This is a genomic window from Microbacterium sp. NPDC028030 (assembly GCF_040637855.1).
In the GTDB taxonomy this organism is placed as follows: Bacteria; Actinomycetota; Actinomycetes; order Actinomycetales; family Microbacteriaceae; genus Microbacterium.
Genome location: NZ_JBEZXF010000002.1, coordinates 672073 through 697372 on the forward strand (window position 1 = coordinate 672073; position 25300 = coordinate 697372).

The 25300-nt window shown below is 68.9% G+C and carries 21 protein-coding genes and 1 tRNA gene; 6 read left to right on the top strand and 16 right to left on the bottom strand.

Annotated features, from left to right (window positions below; all coding sequences use genetic code 11):
• Positions 1 to 29: 29 nt before the first annotated feature.
• Positions 30 to 2480, bottom strand: coding sequence for a hypothetical protein (locus AB0E56_RS12125; protein ID WP_359799224.1), 2451 nt, complete (start codon positions 2478 to 2480; stop codon positions 30 to 32).
• 115 nt (positions 2481 to 2595) lie between these two features.
• Here AB0E56_RS12125 and AB0E56_RS12130 point away from each other — a divergent pair, with 115 nt between their 5' ends.
• Both AB0E56_RS12130 and AB0E56_RS12135 read left to right on the top strand, forming a co-directional pair.
• The gene (locus AB0E56_RS12130; protein ID WP_359799226.1) at positions 2596 to 3093 is read left to right on the top strand and encodes a hypothetical protein; all 498 of its coding nucleotides are present in this window, start codon (positions 2596 to 2598) and stop codon (positions 3091 to 3093) included.
• 50 nt (positions 3094 to 3143) lie between these two features.
• Positions 3144 to 4097 (top strand): hypothetical protein, encoded by a 954-nt coding sequence (locus tag AB0E56_RS12135; protein WP_359799228.1) that lies wholly within the window; start codon positions 3144 to 3146, stop codon positions 4095 to 4097.
• Here AB0E56_RS12135 and AB0E56_RS12140 read toward each other — a convergent pair.
• Positions 4063 to 5076: a DNA topoisomerase IB gene (locus tag AB0E56_RS12140; protein WP_359799230.1), complete on the bottom strand. Its 1014-nt coding sequence runs from the start codon at positions 5074 to 5076 to the stop codon at positions 4063 to 4065. The two genes, AB0E56_RS12135 and AB0E56_RS12140, sit on opposite strands and share 35 nt — an antisense overlap.
• A gap of 232 nt (positions 5077 to 5308) precedes the next feature.
• On the opposite strand from AB0E56_RS12140, the gene AB0E56_RS12145 reads away from it, so the two are divergent.
• Complete coding sequence (locus AB0E56_RS12145; RefSeq protein WP_359799231.1) at positions 5309 to 7267, top strand: exo-alpha-sialidase; 1959 nt, start codon at positions 5309 to 5311, stop codon at positions 7265 to 7267.
• Between the two features lie 84 nt (positions 7268 to 7351).
• Here the strand turns inward: AB0E56_RS12145 and AB0E56_RS12150 are convergent.
• The 8 genes from AB0E56_RS12150 to AB0E56_RS12185 form a co-directional block, all read right to left on the bottom strand.
• A tRNA-Gln gene (locus AB0E56_RS12150) sits at positions 7352 to 7423 on the bottom strand.
• 99 nt (positions 7424 to 7522) lie between these two features.
• A complete protein-coding gene (gltX, locus tag AB0E56_RS12155) occupies positions 7523 to 9028 on the bottom strand; it encodes a glutamate--tRNA ligase (RefSeq protein ID WP_359799234.1) in 1506 nt (501 codons plus the stop codon).
• A gap of 55 nt (positions 9029 to 9083) precedes the next feature.
• A complete protein-coding gene (locus AB0E56_RS12160; RefSeq protein WP_359799235.1) occupies positions 9084 to 9848 on the bottom strand; it encodes a class I SAM-dependent methyltransferase in 765 nt (254 codons plus the stop codon).
• On the bottom strand, positions 9845 to 11104 hold the full coding sequence (locus AB0E56_RS12165; RefSeq protein ID WP_359799236.1) for an MFS transporter: 1260 nt from the start codon (positions 11102 to 11104) through the stop codon (positions 9845 to 9847). Before AB0E56_RS12165 ends, AB0E56_RS12160 begins: the two co-directional genes overlap by 4 nt.
• Complete coding sequence (locus AB0E56_RS12170) at positions 11101 to 11877, bottom strand: fumarylacetoacetate hydrolase family protein (protein ID WP_359799238.1); 777 nt, start codon at positions 11875 to 11877, stop codon at positions 11101 to 11103. The genes AB0E56_RS12165 and AB0E56_RS12170 overlap by 4 nt, the downstream gene beginning before the upstream one ends.
• Positions 11878 to 11974: 97 nt before the next feature.
• The gene (locus AB0E56_RS12175) at positions 11975 to 13075 is read right to left on the bottom strand and encodes a branched-chain amino acid aminotransferase (RefSeq protein ID WP_359799240.1); all 1101 of its coding nucleotides are present in this window, start codon (positions 13073 to 13075) and stop codon (positions 11975 to 11977) included.
• Positions 13076 to 13137: 62 nt separating this feature from the next.
• Positions 13138 to 14181 (bottom strand): 3-isopropylmalate dehydrogenase, encoded by a 1044-nt coding sequence (locus AB0E56_RS12180; RefSeq protein ID WP_359799242.1) that lies wholly within the window; start codon positions 14179 to 14181, stop codon positions 13138 to 13140.
• 80 nt (positions 14182 to 14261) lie between these two features.
• A complete protein-coding gene (locus tag AB0E56_RS12185) occupies positions 14262 to 15797 on the bottom strand; it encodes an MFS transporter (RefSeq protein WP_359799244.1) in 1536 nt (511 codons plus the stop codon).
• 96 nt (positions 15798 to 15893) lie between these two features.
• On the opposite strand from AB0E56_RS12185, the gene AB0E56_RS12190 reads away from it, so the two are divergent.
• On the top strand, positions 15894 to 16436 hold the full coding sequence (locus tag AB0E56_RS12190; RefSeq protein ID WP_359799245.1) for a helix-turn-helix domain-containing protein: 543 nt from the start codon (positions 15894 to 15896) through the stop codon (positions 16434 to 16436).
• Between the two features lie 61 nt (positions 16437 to 16497).
• Here the strand turns inward: AB0E56_RS12190 and serA are convergent, their stop codons facing one another.
• The 3 genes from serA to AB0E56_RS12205 form a co-directional block, all read right to left on the bottom strand.
• Complete coding sequence (gene serA, locus AB0E56_RS12195; RefSeq protein WP_359799246.1) at positions 16498 to 18102, bottom strand: phosphoglycerate dehydrogenase; 1605 nt, start codon at positions 18100 to 18102, stop codon at positions 16498 to 16500.
• Positions 18103 to 18225: 123 nt separating this feature from the next.
• Positions 18226 to 18561, bottom strand: coding sequence for a hypothetical protein (locus AB0E56_RS12200; protein WP_359799248.1), 336 nt, complete (start codon positions 18559 to 18561; stop codon positions 18226 to 18228).
• Complete coding sequence (locus tag AB0E56_RS12205; protein WP_359799251.1) at positions 18558 to 19022, bottom strand: hypothetical protein; 465 nt, start codon at positions 19020 to 19022, stop codon at positions 18558 to 18560. Before AB0E56_RS12205 ends, AB0E56_RS12200 begins: the two co-directional genes overlap by 4 nt.
• Before the next feature lie 83 nt (positions 19023 to 19105).
• Between AB0E56_RS12205 and AB0E56_RS12210 the strand changes: the two genes are divergently transcribed.
• Positions 19106 to 20047, top strand: coding sequence for a hypothetical protein (locus AB0E56_RS12210; protein ID WP_359799252.1), 942 nt, complete (start codon positions 19106 to 19108; stop codon positions 20045 to 20047).
• Between the two features lie 2 nt (positions 20048 to 20049).
• Here the strand turns inward: AB0E56_RS12210 and AB0E56_RS12215 are convergent, their stop codons facing one another.
• Positions 20050 to 20712, bottom strand: a complete 663-nt coding sequence (locus tag AB0E56_RS12215) for a GntR family transcriptional regulator (protein WP_359799254.1) — start codon at positions 20710 to 20712, stop codon at positions 20050 to 20052.
• A 71-nt stretch (positions 20713 to 20783) separates the two neighbouring features.
• Between AB0E56_RS12215 and AB0E56_RS12220 the strand changes: the two genes are divergently transcribed.
• Positions 20784 to 23618 carry an FAD-binding and (Fe-S)-binding domain-containing protein gene (locus tag AB0E56_RS12220; RefSeq protein ID WP_359799257.1) on the top strand — a complete coding sequence of 945 codons (2835 nt, stop codon included), beginning with the start codon at positions 20784 to 20786 and terminating at the stop codon, positions 23616 to 23618.
• Positions 23619 to 23681: 63 nt separating this feature from the next.
• Here AB0E56_RS12220 and ilvC read toward each other — a convergent pair whose 3' ends face one another.
• Together ilvC and ilvN are read right to left on the bottom strand one after the other, a co-directional pair.
• The gene (gene ilvC, locus AB0E56_RS12225) at positions 23682 to 24710 is read right to left on the bottom strand and encodes a ketol-acid reductoisomerase (RefSeq protein WP_047519233.1); all 1029 of its coding nucleotides are present in this window, start codon (positions 24708 to 24710) and stop codon (positions 23682 to 23684) included.
• A gap of 78 nt (positions 24711 to 24788) precedes the next feature.
• A complete protein-coding gene (gene ilvN, locus AB0E56_RS12230; RefSeq protein ID WP_183152560.1) occupies positions 24789 to 25298 on the bottom strand; it encodes an acetolactate synthase small subunit in 510 nt (169 codons plus the stop codon).
• Positions 25299 to 25300 lie beyond the last annotated feature (2 nt).

Consider the following 25300-nt stretch of genomic DNA (forward strand, 5'->3'; position numbering starts at 1 on the left):
ACCTCAATACTGGCATCCTGGCCGTCGGGTCAGCTGTCGGCCAGGCGATGGCCGAGTCGTGCGTACAGCCGCGCGGAGGATGCGACGAGCTCCGCACCAAGGTGCTCGTCGCCTCGCGCGTGGGCGATCGCAGCGAGGATGGCGTCGCTGCGGGCCACCTCGGCGCGGTCTCCCGTCGCCTCGGCGATGCTCCGCGCCTCACGGGCGTGCTGCTCCGCCTCGTCGTGCAGTCCGGGACCGGCATCGGCGGCCGCGGCGCCCACCAGGATCTCCGCGAGCGAGTTCGCCGCCTCGGTGGCGATCAGCGGAGAGCCCGCATGCTCGGCCTCGCGAAGCACCTCCGTGGCGGTCGAACGGGCACGGGCGAACCGCCCTTCGCGGCCGTCGAGGCGCGCGCTGAGCAGATCGAGGTCGGCGGACGTGGCGAACTCTCCGGCGACCCGGAGCGTCTGCACCGCGGCATCGCAGCGCGCCCTGGCGAGCTGGTCGTCTCCGCGCGCCTCCGCGACGAGGGCCAGAGTGCGCCGCGCGAACGGCAGCGAATCGACCCGGGACTCCGCGAGGAGCCTCTGCAGATCATTCTCCGCATCGTCCAGACGACCGACGGCCAGCCACAGCAGAGGTCGGTTGCCGCCGATGACCGCCAGGTTGAGCTCGTCGCGTTCGGCCGTCGCCATCTCCAGCGCCTCGGCGTAACCGCGCTCCGCCTCCCCGTAGCGGGCGAGTATCCGGAGAGTGTCGGCATGATTGCCGACCGCGCGTCCCTCCACGATCCGGTCCCCCGCAGCGCGTGCGTACTCGATCGCGCGGCCGTACGAGACGAGTGCCTCGTCGAGATGGCTCATCCAACGCTGCACATTGCCGATCTGATTCCACGTGCGGGCGAGCGCAGCTCCCGATGCGATCCTCCGCACGCGGTGCAGCGTGATCAACGCCTCATCGAGGCGTCCGAGCTTCTCCGCGCAGTGCGCGACGCCCAAGGCGATGTCCGGCACGAGCGCGAGTCCGTCGCCCCGAGCGGCGAGATCGTGAAGCTCCAGCGATTCGCTCCACATGGACCAGCGTGAGAGCGCGGGATGACTGCGCAGAGCAAGCTGCTCCGTGCCCTCGTCGAGCCCATGCTCGCGCGCGGCTCCAGCCACGGCGAGCACCGTGAGCGCGTCCTTCGCCGGATAGTCGGGATCCTCGTCGATGCGCGCCAGCACGGCACTCACGGCGCGTTTCACGAATCCGCGACGGGCGGAGGTGGGGCGGAGGGAGCGCGATCGCTCGGCGGCGAAGGCGAAGACGGTGGCATGCAGTCGCACTCGCCCGTCTGCACGCTCCACCAGGTGCCTCGCGCTGAGACTCCTCAGGTGGATGGCGGCGCGGCTTCCGCCTGCTGCGACCAAGACCGCCTCGTCGACATCCCGGTCGAGCAGCGCGGCATCGGCGAGCAGGGCGGCTTCGCCCGGAGGAAGCGATCGCGTCGCGGCCTCGAGGACCGGACGCACGCGTGCATCGCGGGGCTCGTGCTCGAAGCGGGAGGCGAGGTCCTGGAACGACCAGCCCGCGTGTTCCCGCACGATGCCTGCCAGCATGGCCACGTCGAGCGGGAGTCCGCCGCTGACGGCGACGATGCGATCGATCGCCGCGGAGTCGTACACCGGCCCCGCACCGGGGTCCTCCCTCCCCTCGTCCGGACGGAGCAGATGGGTCAGGAGCCGCCTGGCGTCCTGATCGGTCATGGGCTCGAGCAGCACGCGCCCCGTCGTGACGTGCGACGGCCGTATCTGAGCCTCGAGATCGGCGAGATCCACGCGGGACGTGGCGACGTAGCGCACCCCTGGGACGATCAGGGCGGCGAGTCGCCGAGCATCGACCGCATCTTCCAGCACAACCGTGCGATGCCGCGCGGCAAGGCGCAGACGCTCCCGCAACCGGGACAGCTCGTAGGGCAGCGAACGGACGCCGAGAGCCCCGAGCATGCGGCGCAGGATCTCGATCGGGTCGGCCGGCGATCGGTCCGTCTCCGACTCGCGCAGCTGCACGGTGAGTACGGGGTTCTCGCCGACCAGCGCCGAGGCGAGCGTGCTCTTGCCGACTCCCGGCAGCCCTGTGATGAGCACGACGTCGGCGGCGGGGACGGTGCTCAGCACCTGTTCGCGGCCGATCTCGGCGCCGAACGATGCCCGCCGGGAAAGCGCCACCTCGATATGCATCCCTGACCGTTCGCCGTTGAGAAGCCTCGCGGACTCCCGCCAACGATCCGCCTCCGGATCGTCACCGCCCAGCGCGCGCACGATGTCACCCACCAGCCGGTCGTCGACACGGCGGCGGCCGGGACGGAAGCAGTCGTACACCGTCACCTTCGCGGGCTCATCGCCGCCTCGCGCACGGCCGATGCGGCGGGCGATCTCCGCGTAGGAAGGCGCGCCGGCATCCGTTCTCATGCGCCCGAGACCGATGCAGAGCTCGTCGAGGGTACGCAGGGCGGGCATGGTTCGAGCCTAGGCGAGCGCGTCCGCGTTCGGACTCGTTCGGACTTCCACCGAGGACGCTGACCGCTTTCTAGGCTCGTCCGCGGAGACAGCACCCACCCGAGAAGGAGACTCCATGACCACACGTTCCGAGATCGCCGCGAAGCTCGACGACTTCGCGTTCCAGAAGACGAATTTCGGCGGCTTCCTGATGAACAAGCGTGCGAAGAACTCCCACGCGCTGTGGACGCGCGCCGCCGAGAAGGGCGTGACCGAGCTCTCGATCCTGACCACGCGGGACTATGGCGAAGGCAACGTGTACGACGTCGCCGCATTCACGCTCGACGGCACGGTGCCGGAGCAGACGCTCGCCGAGCTGCGGCCGCAGGCGGACCGCCTCGCCGACAGCGCCAACCTGCGTGCGCACGGCTACGTGTACACCGCCTTGGAACCCTGGGACGGCGGCGGGAAGATCTGGATCTCCCAGAAGCCGGAGTTCCGGGCGCTGAGCCGCCCGCAGGAGGGCGTGCACGTCATCCCGATCCAGCGCCTGAGCGGTCTGGGCGATCCGCGGTGGCTGGCGTGGGCGCGCGATTCGGGCCAGTTGAACATCGCGATCGTCTACAAGCCCTGAGCATGGGTGAGCGCGCGAGGAGGCCGACGGACGCACCGGGGGGCGCGCCCGTGGGCCTCCTCGTCGCGGGGCTGTCGATCGCGTACATGGGGATCGCGGGGATCATCGCGCTGTATCTGCTGCCCGTCGGTTTAGGCCTCGGGGGCGCGACGCTCACTCTGGCCCAGCTCGGTGTGGTGATCGCGGGCGCCGTGCTCGTCGCAGGGACGGCGATCCGGGTGCTCCGAGACCGGCGCCGACGCGCGGCGCTCAGCGACATCGCCAGGGCTCTCGGGTGGACGTACCGGCCCGACATCGGGGACCGACTGTGGGGCGGGTCCATCGACGAGCAGATCGAACGCGGCAACCGGACGGCCGTCGACCATCTGGACGCCACCGACACGGACGTTCCCTTCGATTCCGTCGAGCGCACCTTCGTGGTCGGGGACGGCGAAGGGGCGACCCTGCACACCGTGCGGGCCGTGCGCATCCCGCTTCCCTCCGAGGCCCCGCGGATCTCGTTGCGTTCGCGTCGAGGCGGCGGTGCACTCACCGTGCTTCCCCGTCATGCGGCAGGACGATCCGAACTGCGACTTGAAGGAGACTTCAGTGACGTGTTCGAGGTGGCCGCACCCTCGGGGTACGAGACGGACGCGCTGTACGTGCTCACTCCCGATCTCATGGCCATCCTGTTGGACGAGAGCGCCGAACTCGACCTCGAGATCGTGGACCGCACCCTGCACGTCTACTTTCCCGCGGTGGACCTCACCGACGTCGACGAGCTCGCGCGCTTCCTCCGCGTGATCGCGATCCTCCAGGAGCGGTTCGCGCGGCGCACCCTGCTGTATCGCGACGACGCAGCCGTTCCGCTGGATCCGTTGGTCTATCGCCGCGCGGGCGACACCCTGGCAGATCGAGCGCGGTCCGTGGATACGCGGATGCGCTGGTGGCCGGTCATCACCGGGGTGCTCACCGGTCTCGTCCCGCTGCTCATCGCCGTCGTCTGGATGTCCCTCGACGGTTGACCTTGCGGGAGGTCTCCGGCCCGCCGAGCAGCCGGCGGATCGCGGTCTCCGGCGTCACGTCGAGGTCGAGCGTGCGCCCGCGCGCGTACTGGCGGAACACACGGGGGTCGATGTAACTGTTGCGGGCGACCGCCGTCGTGTTGCCGAGCGCCGTCGCAGCCGCCTGGACGGCGAGGCGCTCGGCCCGCCCGCGGTGTCCCCGCCGATCCAGCGGTCCGATCCGGGCCAGAGCGTCCGCCGCGATGATCGTGCCGTGCAAGGTGCGGAAGTCCTTGGCGGAGAAGGTGGCGCCCAGGACGTCCTTCAAGTACGTGTTGACCTCGGCAGGAGTGATCTTCACGCGCCGGCGCCCCTTCCGATACGCCAGCAGGAAGGCATTCGAGGCCCCGACCGCGAAGTCCGTGAGGGCGTCTGCCAGAGACTCGTCAGTGATCTCGATGGAGGCCGTGCGACCGCTCTTCGCCGGGAACGACATCGCCACGTCTCGTCCATCGACGCGCACGTCACGGCGCCGGAGCGTGGTAAGCCCTCGGCTGCCGTGCCGGGCGAGGTAGCGCTCGGAACCGATCCGGAGCGCCGCATCGTCGAGCAGACGGAACGCGATGGCCAGCGCACGCTCCTTGGACTGCCCCTCCTCACGCAGCGCCCTCGTCACCTGGGCTCTGGCGCTCGGGAGTGCCGCCGCGAGGTCGAGGGCGCGCACGAACTTGCGCCGGTCACGCGAGACCCGCCACAACGGGTGATACAGGTACTGCTTGCGTCCTGCGCCGTCGATGCCCACGGCTTGGATGTGCGCGAGGGGGTCTGCGGCGATCCATACGTCGCGCCACGCGGGCGGGATCACGAGGTCATCGATCCGCTCCCGATCGGCCTCCGGGGCCGAATCACCGGCGGGGTCGACGTAGCGGAAGCCGGATCCGGAACGCACACGCCGGAATCCAGGGTCCTCCCCCGGCACCACCCGAACCAGTCTCGCCATCGTCCAGCCTCCTTCATCTGCGTGAGACCGAGGATGCCGATACTGGCGACAATGCGGAAGGGAGTGGCGTGCGGGCGCCCTCGCGTGCTATCCCACACACGCGATGCCCAGTCCCCTTGACAACGAAGGCGAGTCATGGTCTCCTCTATTCATTCAATAGAACCCTGCGTTTCACCAGACGAAACATACAAGGGGAATCGTGTCGGCACGATCACCCCGTGAGGAGCTCGCAATGAAGCAGTCCCGCCGCACGACGCTCACCCTGGCCACGGTCCTCACTCTCGGCGCGGGACTCCTCGTATCCGCGGGTCCGGCGACCGCCGCCTCCGACCCGGGCCTGGTGGTGAGCGACGCCTGGAACGTGACCTCCCCATCGACGTTTCCGGAACTCGGCGGCGGCGTCCTCCCCGCCTATCGCCCAGCCATCACCCAAGCTCCGAACGGCGACCTTCTCGTCGGTTTCAACACCACGACAGATGCTCAGCCGGGCGGACAGCTCCGTTTGATCCGGTCGACAGATGAAGGCGCGACCTGGAGCGCATCCGAGGTCCTTGCCGAACCGACGCTCTTCCCGGGCGGGAGCATCCATCTGCAGCGCGGCATGACCACCCTGGACGACGGCACGATCCTGCTCCCCTACAACGACTCCGTCAACAACGTGACCTACACCGACCGTGAAGCAGCTCTCTTCGTCGCCCGGTCGACCGACAACGGCGTGACCTGGGACGGCACCGACGATCCGATCGCCCTGCCCGTCCCCTTCAGAGAACTGTGGGGAGGCGGAGGGCGGATCCTCGAGCTCCAGGACGGCACGCTCGTGCAGAGCGTCTGGGGCATCCGCGAACTCACACCCGACTGGGCGACGGATCCCGACCGGTACGAAGCGGGTGTGTTGATCTCCCACGACGGGGGCGAAACCTGGCCCGACTATCGTCAGGTACTGAAGGACCCGCATTCACCGCCTTACGACGCATGGGGGTCGCTTTTCCCCGGCGGAGCGAACGAGAGCACCATCGAACTGCTTCCCGACGGCACACTTCAGTCCTTCGTGAGGTTCGAGACGGCGGTGGGCGGAGCCGTGGGCCGTTTCTACATGTCCCGGTCCGTCGATGGGGGTCAGACCTGGAGTCGCGCGGTGACGAGCACCATGGTCGGGTCGACGCTCTCTGCGACGAGCTCTCCGTGCACAGCGCACCTCGACGGCAGCGCGTCGAAACTCATCCTCGGCTACCGCGGCCCCGGCAGCATCGCCACCGTGAGCGTCTCTTTCGACGAGGGGACGACATTCGCATCGCCTGTCAGACTCAGGGATCCCAACACGGGCGGGACGACCTCGCAGTCCGCCGAACCCGACTATCAGCACCTCGCTGACGGACGCATCCTCACGGTGTTCCAGCTTCAGACCGGGACTGCGCCGTTCCGCCTCGTCGCGAACATCCTCGAGGACACGGACGACCCGAACGAGTGCCAGGCTCAGGCGACCGCAGCCGCGGCCGCCGCGACGTCGACCCCCACGATCGTCGTCCAGCGCGAAGACCGCGACAGCTGGTTCCTGCCCATGTCGAATGTGCGTGCAGCACACCCGGCGACGAGGACGGTGGCCCAGGTGATCGCCGCACACGCGCAGCAGCTCGTATGCCTCCCGACGGACTCACTCGTCCTGAAGGACGCCGGCGGAAGTGTGCTCTCGCCGTCGTCGACGCTGGCGCAGGCCGGCGTCGAGCACGGGGACACACTCACCCTGTCCGGGACGCCCGGCGGAGCGAACGGCTTCGAGTTCGGATACACCGAACTCGACATCGCTCCGACCGACCGCCACATCGCGAACTGGGACGATGCGTGCGCGCCTGCCCGCATGGCCTTCGACTACCGGAACCGCAGCCTGGGCCTGAAGCTGCTTCCGCCGGTGGGCGAGGTGGCCACCGCGATCGAACTCAGAGACGAGGATGCGTCGAGCAGGCTGGATGCGTCGAGCTACACCCTCCTGACCAGCACAGACAACGTGACCTACACTCCGGTCACCGGGTGGACGCTCGTGTCGCGATTGGAGTCCGGTCGACTCATCCATCGCTTCGAGGGACTGGCGGTGAGCGCTCCCTACCTCAAGATCGCGCAGAAATTCTCAGACAGCAGCTTCAGTTTCGTCCTCGCCAACCCTCGCAACGACGTCAGCGTCGAGTTCGCGCCCTAAGCGACAGCCGCCGAACCCGGCGGCTGTCCACAGAGTTCGGCGACGAACGAAGAAACCCCCGCCTGAGCGGGGGTTTTCTTTATGCTGGGGTACCTGGACTCGAACCAAGAATAACGGAACCAGAAACCGTCGTGTTGCCAATTACACCATACCCCAAGGGCGAAACCAGGGCCTCGCACCGAGAATCAAGCCTACCCGAGCGGCGGCGGATCACCAAAACCGCCGGCGCGCGCCGCCGCCCGGGCGCGTCGCGCCTCAGTCCGCGAGGAACGCGGAAAGAGCACGCAGGCGACGCAGCGATTCGTCCTTGCCGAGCAGCTCCATCGACTCGAACAGCGGCGGCGAGACCCGACGCCCGGTGATCGCGACACGCGGCGGACCGTAGGCGACCCGCGGCTTCAGCTCGAGCTTCTCGACCAGCTCGGCAGCCAGCGCCTCCTGGATCTTGTCGGGGGTGAACTCCGCCAACGGCTCGAGCGCGCGGACACAGGCATCCAGCACCTCGGCGCCATTCGCCGGCAGACCCTTGAGCGCATCCTCGGCGTATGAGACCTCGTCGGCGAACAGGAAGCCGACCATTCCCGGCACCTCGCCGAGCAGCTGCACGCGCTCCTGCACGAGGGGCGCGACACGGAAGGCCATCACGAGCTGCTCGTGCGTGGGCTCGTCGAAGAGCCCCGCCGCAGCGAGGTACGGGATGGTCCGCTCGGCGAAGTCCTTCTCCCCCAGCATCCGGATGTGGTCGCCGTTGATCGACTCGGCCTTCTTCTGGTCGAAGCGAGCCGGGTTCGGGTTCACATTCACGATGTCGAACGCCGCGGTGAACTCCTCCAGCGAGAACACGTCGCGGTCGGGGCCGATCGACCAGCCGAGGAGGGCGAGGTAGTTCAGGAGCCCTTCGTGGATGAAGCCGCGATCCCGGTGCAGGAAGAGGTCGGCCTGCGGGTCGCGCTTGGAGAGCTTCTTGTTGCCGGTCTCACCGAGCACCAGCGGCATGTGCGCGAAACGCGGGACGAACGTCGTGACACCCGCCTCGATCAGTGCCGCGTACAGCGAGAGCTGACGAGCGGTCGACGGCATCAGGTCTTCGCCGCGGAGCACATGCGTGATGCCCATGAGCGCATCGTCGACGGGGTTCACGAACGTGTACAGCGGCACACCGTTCGGGCGGACGACCACGAAGTCGGGGAACGAGCCGGCGGGGAAGGTGACCTCGCCGCGGATGAGGTCGACGTACGTGAGGTCCTCATCGGGTACGCGCAGGCGAAGGGCGGGCTGACGACCCTCGGCACGGAAGGCCGCCTTCTGCTCGTCCGTGAGCTCGCGGTCGAAGTTGTCGTAGCCGAGCTGCTTGGCGCGGCCCGCGGCCTCGTTGCGGGCGTCGATCTCCTCGGCCGTCGAGTAGCTCTCGTACAGCGCGCCGGTGGCGATGAGCTTGTCGATCACGCCGCGGTAGATGTCATGACGCTCCGACTGGCGGTATGGCGCGTGCGGCCCGCCGACCTCGACGCCCTCGTCCCAGTCGATCTCGAGCCAGGTGAGCGCGTCGATCAGCTGGCGGAAGCTCTCTTCGCTGTCGCGGGCGGCATCGGTGTCTTCGATGCGGAACACCATCTTCCCGCCGTTGTGGCGGGCATAGGCCCAGTTGTAGAGGGCCGTGCGGACCATGCCGACATGCGGCAGACCGGTCGGCGAAGGGCAGAAGCGGACGCGGACATCGGCACCATCGGCCGTCGTGGTGAGGGGGTGAGGGGTAGCCATAGCCCTTCGATTCTACGGGGACGACCGCGCCGCGCCTTGCGAAGAGCGGCGGTCTTCAGGGAGCAGCACTCACTCCGACGGCGGCGCGATGTTCGAGCGGCAGCACGCCGCCGACGCTGCGCTCATCGACCACGAGCTCGAACGCGGCGCGGAAGCGCTGGCGTCCCCTCTCATCGAGTCCGCTGTACAGGGCGCCAGCTCCGGCCACTCCTCCTTCGACGGAGCGCCAGAGGGCCTCCGGCCGAGCGGACCAGACCCACTCGACCTCGGTCACGACGAGACGATGCAGACCGGCTTGTCGCAGCATCCGCTCGAAGCCGTCCGCCGTCCGCTCGAAGTCCTCGTCGGCAGGGAGCCGCTCACCCGCGAAGGGCGGGACGCCTGACCGATCGGTGATCTCGGCCCAGAGCCACGAGGGCGACAGCGTCCAGGTCGTCGCGACGACCGCTCCGCGACTGACCCGCCCTAGTTCCGCGGCAGACGAGCGAGGAGACGCGACGTGGTTCAGCACGAAGTTGGCGGCGGCGACATCGAAGGATCCGTCCGCGAACGGGAGCTCCGGCAGCCCTCCGGCGACCACCGCGATCTCGGGATGCCGCCGATGGGAGGCCGCCCGCATGCTCGGCTCCGGTTCGCACGCCGTCACGCTCCACCCCTCGCTCGCCCAGGCGGCCGCGAGGGTCCCGTCCCCCGCGCCGACATCGACCAGGCTCCGCCCTCGTGCGCCACCCAGTGCATCCCGCAGCGCGGGCAAGGTCCCGGCACACAGCGGGGCGTACGACGACGCGTACGCCTCGCCGACCCCCGCCCAGTCCTTCATCGCGTTCCGGAGCGCGCCAGCGGAGACAGCACCACGATCGCGATCACCAGTATGAACGCCGCGACACCGAGCCCCGAGTACTGGAAGTTCGACAGCACCACCCCGGCCAGGACCGACCCCGCCGCAGCGGACAGGCTCATCAGGGAGTCGCTGCGCCCTTGCCTGCGTGTGCGCAACTCGGGCGCCGATGCCTCGGTCAGCAGCGCGGCACCGGCCACCGTCGCCGCGCTCCACCCCAGACCGAGCAGGATGAGGGCGACCACGACGCCCCACGCCTCCGTGCCGGTGAAGACCGCGAAGGCGAGCGCTCCCGCGAGCAACGCCTGTCCGAGCAGGACGACCTTGAGCCGACCCCAGCGGTCCGCGAGCACGCCGAACAAGGGCGATAGCGCGTACATGCCGCCGACGTGGAGCGCGATCGTGATCCCCACCAGCGCGGAGACATCGGCCGGGGTCGCCGCCATCCCGTGGGAACCATGCGCCATATGCGACAAGTGCACAGGAGTCATCGCCATGACCGAGGCCATCACCACGTGAGAGCCGGCGATGGCGAAGATCGCGTAGCGTGCGACTCTCGGCCGGTCCACGACAGCGGTCCCCACGGCAGCGGCGGTCGCCTTCGCCAGCCGCTGCGCCGCCAGCAGTGGGTCCGGACGCAGCGCGACGATGTAGAGCAGGAGCGCCGCGCACTGGGCGACGAACGAGAACAGATAGGACCCGGTCTGCGGCGGCATCCCGACGGCCTGCCCGACGACCTCGCCTGGCCCGAGGAGCAGGGGTCCCGCGACGCCTCCGATGGTGGTCGACCACACGACGATCGAGAGATCGCGCCCGCGATGCTGTGGGGCGGCGAGATCCGTGGCCGCGAACCGTGACTGGAGGTTGCCGGCGTTGCCCGCGCCGATCATCAGGATGCCCGCGAGCAGGAGCGGGAAGACCCGCAGCGAAGCCGCGAGGATGACGACGGCGATGCCGACCAGCGCGAAGAGGTTGCCCAACGTGAGAGCACGACGACGTCCGACCCGCGCGGCGAGACGCGCGAGCGGGATGGCGCAGGCTGCCGCTCCCAGAGTGACCGAAGCCGTCGCCAGGCCCGAGAGCGCCTCGTTCCCCGAGATGTCGGCTGCCAGAAGCGCACCGAGTGAGACCGTGGCTCCAAACGCGATGCCGCCCAGCACCTGCCCGAGTGAAAGCACCAGGACCGTGCGTCGCTGGACGGCTGTCTGCTGTGCCGCCGTCAGGGCGACGTCGGTCATGACACGGGTGCGGCGTCGCGCGCGGTGTTGCGCAGGATCCCGAGTCCGGAGATCTCGACCTCGATGATGTCGCCCGCCTCGAAAGCGCCGACGCCTGCCGGGGTGCCCGTCATGATGACGTCGCCGGGAAGAAGCGTGAACACCGCGGAGGCGTACTCGATGATCGACGCCACCGAGTGGATCATGTCAGTCAACGGCGCATGCTGGCGCACCTCGCCGTTGACCCGCGTCTCGATGGTCGCCGTCGACGGGTCGAAGTCGGTCTCGATCACGGGTCCGAGCGGGCAGAAGGTGTCGAAACCCTTGGCTCGCGACCACTGACCGTCCTTGCGCTGCAGGTCGCGTGCGGTCACGTCGTTCCCGATCGTGTACCCCAGCACGTAGTCGAGAGCGTTCTCCGCCTTCACGTTCTTCGCGATCTTCCCGATCACGACGACGAGCTCGCCCTCGTACTCGGTGCGCTCGGAGAGGGTCGGGCGCACGATCGTGTCGCCGGGCCCGATCACCGCGGTGTTGGGCTTGAGGAACAGCAGGGGTTCTTCCGGAGCCACTCCCCCCATCTCGGCCGCGTGATCGTGATAGTTCTTGCCGACGCACACCACCTTCGAGCGAGGGATCACCGGCGCGAGCAGCGCGGCATCCGCGAGGGGCACCCGTGCGCCGGTGGTCTCGTATCCCGCGAACATCGGATCACCGGCGAGCACCACGAGCTCGCGCTCGTCGATGATCCCGTACATGATGGCTTCGTCGTGGCTGAACCGGGCGATCTTCATGGAATCCAGCCTAGCGAGCGCAGAAGACCCCGAGCAGATGGTCTGCTCGGGGTCTCGCCGGAAGACGGTCTCGACATGACGTCGAGCGCCGGGACGATCAGGCGTCGAGGCGCAGGAGCCAGCCGTGCTTGTCCTCGCGGCGGCCGTACTGGATGTCGGTGAGTTCCTCGCGGAGGGACAGCGCGAGCTCACCCAGCGGCTGCGGCTCGTCGAAGCCCTCGCCGACGAGTGCGCCGATCGGGGTCACGACCGCGGCCGTGCCGCACGCGAACACCTCGACGATGTCGCCCGAGGCGACGCCCTCACGCCACTCGTCGATCGAGATCGGGCGCTTCTCGACCGTGTAGCCGCGGTCCTCGGCGAGCTGCAGCAGCGAGTCGCGTGTGATGCCCTCGAGGATGCTGTCGGACTCCGGGGTCACGACACGGCCGTCCTTGAAGACGAACACGACGTTCATGCCGCCGAGCTCCTCCACGTCGCGCTTCTCGTTCAGGAAGACGACCTGGTCGCACCCCTTCGCGCTGGCCTCGGCCTGCGGCAGGAGGCTGGAGGCGTAGTTGCCGCCGGTCTTCGCCTTGCCGGTGCCGCCGCGACCCGCGCGGGCGTAGTCCTCGGAGAGCCAGATCCGGACCGGCTTCACACCGCCGGTGAAGTAGGCGCCGGCGGGGCTCGCGATCACGTAGTAGGCGACCTTCTGCGCCGCCCGCACGCCGAGGAAGGCCTCCTTGGCGAACATGAACGGCCGCAGGTACAGGCTCTGGTCGGCGCCGGACGGGACCCAGCGGCCGTCGACGGCGATGAGCTCACGCAGCGACTGGATGAAGTACTCGGTGGGAAGCTCCGGCAGCGCCAGGCGGCGGGCGCTCGCCTGCATGCGTGCGGCGTTGCGGTCGGGACGGAACGTGTGGATCGAGCCGTCGGCGTGCCGGTAGGCCTTGATGCCCTCGAAGATCTCCTGCGCGTAGTGCAGCACGGACGCCGCGGGGTCGAGCGGGATCGGTCCGTAAGGCTGCACGCGCGGACGGTGCCATCCCCCCTTGGCGGACCAGCAGATGTCGACCATGTGGTCGGTGAACACCACACCGAAGCCCGGGCTCTCCAGCACCTCGGCGACGCGGGCCGGGGAAGCCGCGTTCAGGTTCTTCGTCACGGCGAACTCCAGGGGAGCCACGCTCGTCTCGGCGTCGATCGTCGTCATGTCGTCAATCCATTCCTCGTGGGTGGGCGCATCCTCGCGCCCTGTCAGCCTACGCCCGCCGTTCAGAGACGGGCAGTGATCGCGGAGCCGATCTCCGCAGTGGTGCGGACGCCGCTGCGGCCGGCGATGTCCGCCTCGACCGCGGCGCTCACCCGCGCCGATTCGGCGGGAAGGCCGAGGTGGTCGAGCAGCAGCGCGATCGAGAGGATCGCGGCGGTCGGGTCGGCCTTCTGCTGACCCGCGATGTCCGGTGCCGAGCCGTGCACGGGCTCGAACATCGACGGGAAGACGCCATCGGGGTTGATGTTCCCGGAGGCGGCGAGGCCGATGCCGCCCGTGACGGCGCCGGCGAGGTCGGTGAGGATGTCACCGAAGAGGTTGTCGGTCACGATCACGTCGAAGCGCGAGGGATCGGTGACCAGGAAGATCGTGGCGGCGTCGACGTGCAGATAGTCGACTGTCACCTCGGGGTGCTCGGCGGCGACCTCGTTCACGATGCGCTGCCAGATCGCGCCCGCGTGCACGAGCACGTTGGTCTTGTGCACGAGCGTGAGCTTCTTACGACGGCGCTCGGCGAGGTCGAAGGCGTAACGCACGACGCGCTCGACACCGAAGGCGGTGTTCACCGAGGTCTCGTTCGCGACCTCGTGCGGCGTACCCGTGCGGATGGCACCGCCGTTGCCGACGTACGGCCCCTCTGTCCCCTCGCGCACCACGACGAAGTCGATCGCGCCCGGGTCGGCGAGCGGACCCGGAGCACCGACGAAGAGCTTCGACGGGCGGAGGTTCACGTAGTGGTCGAGGGTGAAACGCAGCTTCAGAAGCAGCCCGCGCTCGATGTTCGCGTTCTTCAGACGCGGGTCCCCCGGGGTGCCGCCGACGGCGCCGAGGAGGATCGCGTCGTGGGCCGAGATCGCTGCGAGGTCCTCGTCCGTGAGGGTGTCTCCCGTCTCGAGGAAACGCGCCGCGCCGAGGGAGAACCGGGTCTTGTCGAAGACCACGTCGCTGTCGGCCGTGACCGCGTCGAGCACCTTCTCCGCCTCGGCGACGACCTCGGGACCGATGCCATCTCCGGGGATGACGGCCAGCTTGACGACACGCGACATGACACTCCTTGCGCACTGCACGGGATGGACCGGCCCTGGCACGCCGCGCGGCGAGCGGACCGGTCCTTCCAGAGTACTGGTCAGTGCGAGGGTGCCTTGCGCAGTGTGACGGCCGCGATCACCGCAGCGACGACCACGAGGCCCGCGCCGATCAGGGAGGTCACCATCACCCCGGAGCCGAAGGCCGCGGCCGCGGCGTCCCACAGCGCCGTCCCGAGCTGACCCGGGAGCGCCTGCGCGGCGGTGTACGCACCTGCCAGGGTCTCCCCCGCCGCATGCGCGACGTCCGCGGGCAACCCATCGGGGAGCACGAGCGCCCCGCGGTAGAACGCCGTGATGATGCCGCCGAGCACCGCTGTACCCAGCACCGCCCCGAGCTCATAGGCGGTCTCCGAGACCGCGCTCGCTGCGCCCGCCTTGGCCGCGGGGGCGCTCGACAGGATCAGTTCGTTGGAGATGGTCTCCGCCGCGCCGATGCCGATGCCCAGCACGACGAACGCCACGATGAGCGGGAGCACCCCGTGCTCGTGGGTCGTGAACGCCACGATCAGGTATCCGGCCACGGAGAACGCGAGCGCAACGGGAATCACGATGTGCGGCGGGACGCGCCGCGATACCGGGACGACCGAGAGTCCTGCGACGATCATCGCGAGCATGCCCGGCACCAGTGCGATACCCGCCATCATGGGCGACAGGCCCAGAACGAGCTGCAGATGCTGCGACACGAAGTAGAGGAAGCCGACCAGGGCGACGACGCTGAGCAGGTTCACCAGGATGGCTCCGGAGAAGGATCCGCGACGGAACAGCGCCATTTCGAGCATGGGCGTCTCGGCGCGCAGCTGGCGCCGCACGAACAGGTATCCCATCGCGAGCCCGAGCAGCGCCCATGCGCCGGCCGTGAGGCTCGGTCCGTCGACGGCGAGCGACTTGATCGCATAGACGATCGGGATCATCGTCGCCATCGACAGCACGATGCTGATGATGTCGATACGGCCAGGCCTCGGGTCGCGGCTCTCCGGAACGAGCAGGGGCGCTGCCACGAACAGCGGGATGAGCACGGGTACGGCGATGAGGAAGACGGAACCCCATGCGAAGTGCTCGAGAAGGAACCCGCCGACGATCGGTCCGAGTGCGGAACCGGCGGAGAATGCCGACGCCCACACCGCGATCGCCATGCGTCGCTGGTCCCGGTTCTGGAAGATCGAACGCAGCAGCGAGAGGGTCGAGGGCATCAGCATGGCGCCGAAGAACCCCAGGAGCGCTCGGGCCGCGATGAGCAGCCCGGCCGTCGGGGCGAACGCGGCGAGTGCCGAGACCGCCGCGAAGCCCGTGGCGCCGATGAGGAGCAGCTTGCGACGACCGAACCGGTCGCCGAGCGTGCCCATCGTCACGAGGAGTCCGGCGAGCACGAGGGGGTACACGTCGATGATCCACAGCTGCTCGGCGCCGGTGGGCGCGAGCGCGATGGAGATCTCCGGGAGCGCGAAGCTCAGCACCGTGTTGTCCACCGACACCAGCAGCACCGGCAGCATGAGGACGATGAGCGCCGCCCAGCCGCGCGCCCCGACGCGGGGAGCATCCGTCTCTGTCGTCGGGATCGACGCAGTACGGGTCATGGAACACCTCTCAGGATCGTGATGGCACGGTTAGTGAACCGTCCGGATGGTATAGTAACAGCATCCGACCCGTTCCGGCTGTGCAGAGGATCCACGATGCCCCGACCTCCCCTCGCCCGCGAGAAGGTGCTCGACGCCTTCGAAGCGATCCTCATCGCCGATGGCGAGCGGGCAGCGACGCTCGATGCGACAGCCAAAGCCGCAGGCGTGTCGAAGGGTGGGCTGCTCTACCACTTCGGGTCGAAGGAGGAGCTCGAAGCCGGTCTGGTGGAGCGCCTCGACCGTCTCACGACTCTCGACCTGGAGCGGATGGCCGCCGCCGAGGAGGGCCCCGTGTCGTACTACGTGCGAACCTCGGTGATGGAGGACGACGCTCTCGATCGTGTACTCATCGCGACGACGAGGCTCGCCCAGGGCGGCTCGATCCCTGCCGCCGACATGCTGCGCGACACGAGGCGCCGCTGGGCGGAGACGATCCGACCCCACGTGCGCGACAACGCGAGCCTCGACCTGGTGATGCTGGTCAGCGACGGCCTGTACTTCAACAACTCGCTCGACGTGCACGGGCCGGAACGTCTCGTCCCTCGCAGCCACGAGCTCGCCGATCTGATCGCCCTGGTGCTGAAGGCGACAGCCTGACCCACCGATGCGAAGGAGGGCGGGAGCATCGCGCTCCCGCCCTCCTTCGCATCGCAGTCGGTCAGACCTCGGTGATCTCGATCTGACGGAACAGGTCGGCGTCGATGGCGTCGCGGACATCGTCGAGCAGCTCATCGGAGACCGGCGAGTCGAGCGTGAGAACGCTGAGCGCCTGTGCGCCGGCCGCCTGTCGGGCGATCTGCATCCCGGCGATGTTGATGCCCGCCTCGCCAAACTTCTGCCCGTACACGGCCACGATGCCCGGCCGGTCGGTGTAGAGCATCACGACGTGGTGCTTCTCGATCGGCAGCTCCAGCGTGTGGTCGTTGATGCCGACCAGCTTCTCGGCCTGCTTCGGACCCGTCAGGGTGCCGGAGACCGAGAGCTGCGTGCCGTCGGACAGTGCGCCGGTGAGGGTGATCACGTTCCGGTACTCATCGCTCACGTCGTCCTTGAGCAGACGCACCGCGATGCCGCGCTGCTCCGCGAGCAGCGGAGCGTTCACGTAGGAGACCGTCTCGCTGACGATGTTGGTGAAGACGCCCTTGAGCGCTGCCAGCTTGAGCACGCTCACGTCGTAGTCGTTGAGCTCGCCGTGCACCTCGACGTCGAGGCTGGTGAGCGGCGACGTGGCGAGAGCGGCGAAGATCTGACCGAGCTTCTCCACGAGGGAGATGCCAGGACGCACGTAGGGGTCGATCACACCGCCCGCGACGTTGACCGCGTCGGGCACGAGGTCGCCCCCGAGGGCCAGACGCACGGAACGCGCGACCGAGACACCGGCCTTCTCCTGCGCCTCTTCGGTGCTCGCGCCGAGGTGCGGCGTGACGACGACGTTGGGCAGCTCGAGGAGCGGACGGGCCGTGCCGCCTTCCGCGGGGGGCTCGGACGTGAAGACGTCGAGCCCGGCGCCGGCGATCTCGCCAGCGACGAGCGCCGCGTGGAGGGCCTCCTCGTCGATCAGTCCGCCACGGGCGACGTTCACGACGAACGCGGTCGGCTTCATGGCCTTGAACTGCTCGGCGCCGATCATGCCGGTGGTCTCCGGCGTCTTCGGCATGTGGATCGTGAGGAAGTCGGACTCCGCGACGAGTTCGTCGAGCGAGAGCAGCTGCACGCCCAGCTGCTGCGCACGCGCGGATGTCACGTAGGGGTCGTAGGCCACCACACGCATGTCGAACGCGGCGAGGCGCGCGGCGACCAGCGCGCCGATGCGGCCGAGGCCGACGATACCCACGGTCTTCTCGAAGAGCTCGGCGCCGGTGAAGGAGCTGCGCTTCCACGCGCCGGAGGACAGCGACGCGTGCGCGGCGGGGATACGACGGGCGAGGCTCAGGATGTGACCGACCGTGAGCTCCGCGGCCGAGACGATGTTCGACGTCGGCGCATTGACCACCATGACCCCGGCGGCCGTGGCGGCCTTGATGTCGACGTTGTCGAGACCGACGCCCGCGCGGGCGACGACCTTCAGCTTCGGGGCGTGGCCCAGCGCCTCCTCGTCGATGCGGGTCGCCGAGCGGACCAGCACGGCATCGGCGTCTGCGAGAGCCGCGAACAGCGCCTCACGGTCGGTGCCGTCGACGTTGCGGACGTCGAAGTCGGGGCCGAGGGCCTCGATCGTGGCGGGAGAGAGTACTTCGGCGATGAGCACGACAGGCTTCGGCACAGTGGATCCTTCGGGGCAGCGCGGCAGGCGGGAGGGGCCGATGCGCCGCACACCATGGGGGCGCGATCGCGTCAACTCTACCCGAGCGCTCGATGCTCTCCGTGACGTGTGACCGTGTGCGACTCAGGCGCTCGGCATCGTCAGGCTCAGCGCGATCAGGCTCATCCAGAACACCGCGACGACGCCGAGACCCGCGAGGAACACCAGTGCGAGCTCGCCCACCCTGCGCCGGCGGCCGATCACGTAGGCGAAGGCGAAGACGATGGCGGGGAACGCGACGCCGAACAGCAGCGTGACCCACCCGCCGCCGGTGAGGCCGGTCTGCGCCATGGTGATGAGGTGCGCGACGGCGTTCCACACGGCGTACGCGTAGAACAGCCCCGCCAGTCCGATGACGAGTCCGACGAGCCACCGGGGCGAGTCCGCCGCGATGGGCTGAGTGGCCTGCGGCGCGCTCATGATCCGATCACCCCCACCGTGACGAAGGGCCACGGAACCAGCAGCACGACACCGGCCAGCAGCACGGCGACGCGGATCCACGCGGGCCTCGCGCGCGTGAGCACCCAGCCGGTGAGGAACCAGAGCGCAGGAGCGGCGATCGCGAGGACGAACCAGGGCAGGAACATCGCGTCGGTGACGAGGAAGGTTGCCAACGGCTTGAGCCGCAACCCGCCGACGATCCAGCCGACCGTGTAGAGGAGGTACACGCCGCCGACCACTCCGAGGATCAACAGCATCGGGGTGCTCAGCCCCGCCGGTTCGTCGGAGCCGACGGGGGTGACCATGCCGTCGTCCTCGATCGTTCCGACGTCTTCGCTCCCCTTTCCGACGGCGTTCCAGCCGCGCGGAAGAGAGGGATCCTTCTGTGTCGGGGTGTCGTCGCCCTCCCACGTGAGGGCGTCGTCGGGGTCGGAGGTCATGTCCCCAGCGTAGGACACGCCGTCCACTAGGCTCAGGGTTGCCCTGAGCCGGATAGGCGGGCATCGGAGGGAAAGGGAGCACCGTGGCCGAGAGCGACAAGACGAACGCCGGCGTCGACCGGCCCACGCAGGGCGGCGCGACCACGGAGCCGCCCGCGGGGTGGGTGCCCACCCCCGAGGCGAAGGCGAAGGCGACGCGCTTCCGCTGGATCGCCGGGGTGCTCTGGGCACTCGCGATCATCGGCGAAGCCGTCGGGATCTTCTGGCTCCTGCGGCAGCGGGTGTATGTGGGCGAAGACGGGAAGCTCGTCCGCGACCCCGACACGGGTCTCCTCGAGGAGACCGGCGTCACCGCGCAGTTCCCGCAGTGGGCGTTCATCGCCCTCCTCGTGCTCCTCGTCGTGATCGCCGCGCTGTCGATCACCGGCTCGGTCCTGTGGAAGAAGGCCAACCGCCTCGACCCCGCACGCCGATCGGACAAGGCACGGTTCTTCGTCCAGAACCAGCTCGGCGCGATCATCGCGATCGTCGCGTTCCTTCCGCTGGTCATCCTCATCTTCCTCAACAAGGACATGGACAAGGGACAGAAGACGACCGCCGGCATCGTGGGCGTCGTCCTCGCGGGCCTCGCGGTTGTGCTCGGCATCGACTTCGCCCCGGCATCCGTCGAGCAGTACACCGCCGACCAGTCCGCGGTCATCCAGCTCCTGGGCAAGGACGAGGTCGTCTGGGTCGACGGAGGCAAGGTCTATCACGTGTGCGACGAGGTCTCCGCGATCCAGACCGGAAGCGAGATCCGCACCGGGACGACCGCTCAAGCCGTCGAAGCGGGCAAGATCCGCCTGACGTTGCAGTTCGCCTCGGAACTGCGCGCGTGCGACCTTCCGGTACCTGAGAACGACGAAGAGATCGCCGAGGCACTGCGGCAGATCCAGGCGGGCCAGGTCGACACGGTCCTGCCTGCGCCCGAGTGGGCCGACTCCACCGAGGCGCCCATCGTGGTCGAGGAGGCCCCGGCCGAGTGAGGCTAGTCCGCGTCGAGCGCTTCCACGAGGCGTTCCTCCGCCGACGAGAGGTGCGCTTCGAGAAGAGCCGCCGCCTGCTGCGCTTCTCCTGACGCGATCGCCTCGAGGATGTCGGCGTGCTGGGCGGCGATCTCCGAAGCGTCGAGCAATCGTCTCCCCTGCACCTGAGCCATGCACAACCGCACCTCGTCGAGGACGCTGCGGTACATGCGACTCGTCCGTTCGCTGTGGAGCGCGTCGATGAGAGCGGTGTGGAATCGCAGATCGGGGTCGACGGTCGCGGGATCCGGTCCCGGTGGCATCGCCAGGATCTCGGCATTGGCCGCGCGCGCGAGGTCGGGGACGCTCCTGGTACGGGCGAGATCCCGAAGGGCTGCGCTCTCGAGGCGCGTTCTCGTCCGGTAGACGTCGCGCACGGTGTCGGCATCGATCCCCACGACGCGCGCGCTCCGGTGCGCAGTCCGCACGAGGATCCCGCTCGCGACGAGCTGCTCGATCGCCGCTTTCGCGCTGGGCCGCGCCACCCCGAACGTGTGCGACACCGCAGCCTCGGTGAGCGGCGATCCCGAGCGGATGTCTCCGCTGAGGATGCGCGCCCGCAGCTGCGCTGTCACGGCATCCACGACGCCGACGATCCCGAGCGTCGGTTCGCTGGTCGTGATCATGGGCACAGCCTATCGAAACCGCCGGGTCTCGGTACACTTGTCAGACAATCTCGACGGAGCAGAGGAGCACCGTGCCGACCACACTCGCCGAACCGCTGGACCCCGCCCTGCTGGGGCCGACCACGGAGGTGCACTCCCGCTCGATCGACCGGTTCGCCCGCGCACATGATGCCTCGCACTATCTGCTGATTCCGGATGCGGTGCTGTCCCCGGTCGATGCCGAGGGGGTCGCGCGAGCCTTCGGCGCGGTTCGCAGTGCCGGTCGCACGCTCACCTTCCGCTCCGGCGGCACCAGCCTCTCCGGGCAGAGCGTCAGCGGCGACATCCTCGTCGACACGCGCAGCCACTTCCGAGACATCGCGGTGGAGGAGGACGGCGCCTTCGTCCGGGTCGGCCCCGGCGCGACGGTGCGACAGGTCAACACCCGACTCGCCCGCCATCGCCGCAAGCTCGGTCCTGACCCGGCAAGCGAGATCGCCTGCACCATCGGCGGCGTCGTGGCCAACAACTCCAGCGGGATGGCATGCGGCATCACCGAGAACTCCTACCAGACCATCGACTCGATGACGATCGTGCTCCCGAGCGGCACGATCCTCGACACCGGACGACCGGACGCGAACGAAGTGCTCCGTGCCGCCGAGCCCGCGATCGCCGACGGTCTCCTCGCGCTGCGCACCCGCCTCCTCGACTCGACTGATCACGTCGCCTTCCTCCGCCAGCAGTTCTCGATGAAGAACACCATGGGCTACGGGCTGAACGCGTTGCTCGACTTCGACGACCCGGTGCGCATCCTCGAGCACCTGATGATCGGCTCCGAAGGAACCCTCGGGTTCGTCGCAGAAGCCCGCTTCCGCACGATCGAGGTGCGGCCGGCGATCGCGACCGGTCTGCTCGTGTTCGAGACACTGTCCGCCGCGATGACCGCACTCCCCGACCTGACCCGCCTCGGCCTCGCCACGATCGAGCTCATGGATGCCGCATCCCTGCGGGTCGCACAGGGACTGAGCGACGTGCCGGCGGCGATCGCGGAGATCGAGGTCCAGGGGCACGCCGCACTGCTGGTCGAGGTCCACGCCCCCGACGCCGAGGCGCTGGCGGCCTCGAGCGCGGCGGCACAGGCACACTTCGAAGCGCTGCCGCTCGCCGTGGCACCGCGCCTCACGACGGATGCCGCCGAGCGCGCCGGTCTCTGGCATGTGCGCAAGGGCCTCTACACCGCGGTCGCCGGCGCACGCCCCTCGGGGACGACCGCGCTGCTCGAGGACATCGTGGTGCCCGTCCCCCGACTCCTCGCCACGTGCGAGCGCCTGATCGAGCTGTTCGCGGAGCACGGCTACGAGGGTTCGGTCATCTTCGGCCACGCCAAGGACGGCAACGTGCACTTCCTGCTCAACGAGCGCTTCGACGATGCGGACAGCGTCGCACGGTACCGCCGCTTCACCGACGACCTGGTCGACCTGGTGCTGTCCCAGCAGGGCTCGCTCAAGGCGGAGCACGGGACGGGACGGATCATGGCGCCGTTCGTGCGCAGGCAGTACGGGGACGACCTCACCGACATGATGTGGGAGATCAAGCGCCTGCTCGACCCCGAGGGCATCCTCAACCCCGGCGTCGTCCTCTCCGACGACCCCGACTCGTACCTGCACGACCTCAAGCGCGTGCCCACCGTCGAGAAGGAGGTCGACCGCTGCGTCGAGTGCGGATACTGCGAGCCGACCTGTCCCAGCAAGAGCATCACCCTCACACCACGGCAGCGCATCGTGATCCGCCGTGACATGGCGTGGGCCGAGGAGCAGGGCGACACCGAGCTGCTGCGCGACCTGCAGAAGGACTACGACTACGACGGCGTGCAGACCTGTGCGGTCGACGGCATGTGCGGCGTGGCGTGCCCTGTCGACATCAACACCGGAGACCTCGTCCGCCGTCTGCGCGCCGAGCAGTCGAACGCGGTCGAGGGAGCGCTCTGGGGCACGGCGGCGAAGCACTGGGGCACGGTGACGCGCGCAGGTGGTGTCGCGCTGACCGTCGCCGATGTGCTCCCGGCGCCTCTGGTGCGCGGAGTGACGCACCTCGGCCGGGCCGTGCTCGGCGCCGACACGGTACCGCTCTACGACGGCGGACTCCCCCGCGGCGGTACGACGCCCCCGCGCGCGGGAGGGCCCGATGATGCCGAGGTCGTCTTCTTCGGCGCCTGCATCGGCACGATGTTCGGCGCCGAGGGCGACGGTCAGGGATCGCGTGATGCGCTGCGTGACCTGCTCGACCGCGCGGGGATCCCCGTCGTCGTCCCCGAGGAGAACGGCGGCCTGTGCTGCGGCACCCCCTGGAAGTCGAAAGGTCACCTCGACGGATACCGGCGGATGTCCGCGCGTGTCCTCGACTCGCTGTGGGAGGCGAGCCGCTACGGTGAACTGCCCGTGGTGTGCGACGCCGCGTCCTGCACGGAGGGCCTCGACGTGATGCTCGCCCAGTCCGTGGCGGAGAATCCGAAGTACCGGGGACTCCGCATCGAGGATGCGACCACGTTCGTCGCCCGAGAGGTGCTCCCCCGGTTGTCTGTGCAGGCGAAGCTCTCGACAGTGGCCGTGCACCCGACGTGCTCGACGACCGCGCTGGGGGCGACGGGGGCGCTGACGGCCATCGCCGAGGCCGTCGCGGAAGAGGTGTTCATCCCGGAGGGCTGGGGCTGCTGCGCCTTCGCCGGAGACCGCGGGATGCTGCATCCGGAGCTCACCGCCAGCGCGACGGCGCAGGAGTCCGCGGAGATCGCCGCCGCGGATGGCGAACGGGGCGGCTTCGATGCCTTCGTCTCCGCGAACCGCACGTGCGAGATCGGGATGACGCGGGCGACCGGCCGTCCGTACCGTCATGTCATCGAGGTCCTCGAGGAGCTGACCCGCCCCTGACCGGTCGAGAACGAAAGAACGGGCGCCCCGGAAGGGACGCCCGTTCTTTGCTCGATGAGCGGATCAGCGCGCGGCGCTGCCGTCGACGTAGTCCTCGTCCTGCTGCTTCCAGGCGAAGAGCGAACGCAGCTCCTTGCCGGTGACCTCGATGGGGTGCTGCTCCTCCTTGGCACGCAGCGCCAGGAACTCCTCGGCCCCGTTGTCCTGGTCGTCGATGAAGCGCTTGGCGAAGGCACCCGACTGAATGTCGGCCAGCACGCCCTTCATGCTCTCCTTGACGCGCTCGTCGATGACGCGCGGGCCCGAGACGTAGTCGCCGAACTCAGCCGTGTCGGAGATCGACCAGCGCTGCTTGGCGATGCCACCCTCCCACATCAGGTCGACGATGAGCTTGAGCTCGTGCAGCACCTCGAAGTACGCGATCTGCGGCTGGTAGCCCGCCTCGGTCAGCGTCTCGAAACCGGCCTGCACGAGGTGGCTCACACCACCGCAGAGCACGGCCTGCTCGCCGAACAGGTCGGTCTCGGTCTCTTCGGTGAACGTCGTCTTGATGACGCCGGCACGGGTGCCGCCGATGGCCTTCGCGTACGAGAGCGCCAGGTCCCAGGCATGACCCGATGCGTCGCGCTCGACGGCGATGATGTCCGGGATGCCGCGGCCGGCGACGAACTCGCGACGGACCGTGTGACCAGGCGCCTTCGGGGCGACCAGGATCACGTCGACGCCCTCGGGAGCGTCGATGTAGCCGAAGCGGATGTTGAAGCCGTGCGCGAAGGCGAGGGTCTTGCCCGCCGTCAGGTTCGGCGCGATGGACTCGCTGTAGATGATGCGCTGGTGCTGGTCCGGCGCGAGGATCATGATCACGTCGGCCCACTCGGTGGCCTCGGCGACCGTCTTGACCGGGAAGCCGGCCTCCTCCGCCTTGGCTGCGGACTTGGAGCCCTCCTTGAGCGCGATGGCGACCTCGACGCCCGAGTCGCGCAGGTTCTGCGCGTGGGCGTGGCCCTGCGAGCCGTAACCGACGATCGCGACCTTCTTGCCCTGGATCAGGGACAGGTCTGCGTCGGCGTCGTAGAAGATCTCGGTGCTCACTTTGTGTTTCTCCTTGTTCGTTGCGATTCGTGTCTTATCGGGTCCCACGACAGCGCGGTACCCGGTGAGTTTGTCGGTTCAGCCGCGCAGGACGCGCTCGGTGATGCTCTTGCCGCCGCGGCCGATCGCGAGGAGACCGGACTGCGCGATCTCCTTGATCCCGAAGGGCTCGAGTGCGCGGAGCATCGCGTCGACCTTGCCCTTGTCGCCGGTGACCTCGATCACCAGGGCGTCGGCGGCGTAGTCCACGACCGACGCGCGGAAGAGGTTCACGACCTCGATCACGTTCGACCGCGTGGCGTTGTCGGTCCGCACCTTGACGAGCATGTGCTCGCGCTGGACGGAGGTCGAGAAGTCGAGCTCGACGATCTTGATCACGTTGATCAGCTTGTTGAGCTGCTTCGTGACCTGCTCGAGCGGGAGCTCGTCGACGTCGACGACGACGGTGATGCGCGAGATCCCCGGCACCTCGGTCACCCCGACGGCGAGGGAGTCGATGTTGAAGCCGCGGCGGGCGAAGAGCCCGGCGACGCGGGTGAGAAGACCGGGAGTGTTCTCCACCAGCAGGCTCAGCACGTGGGTCGACATGG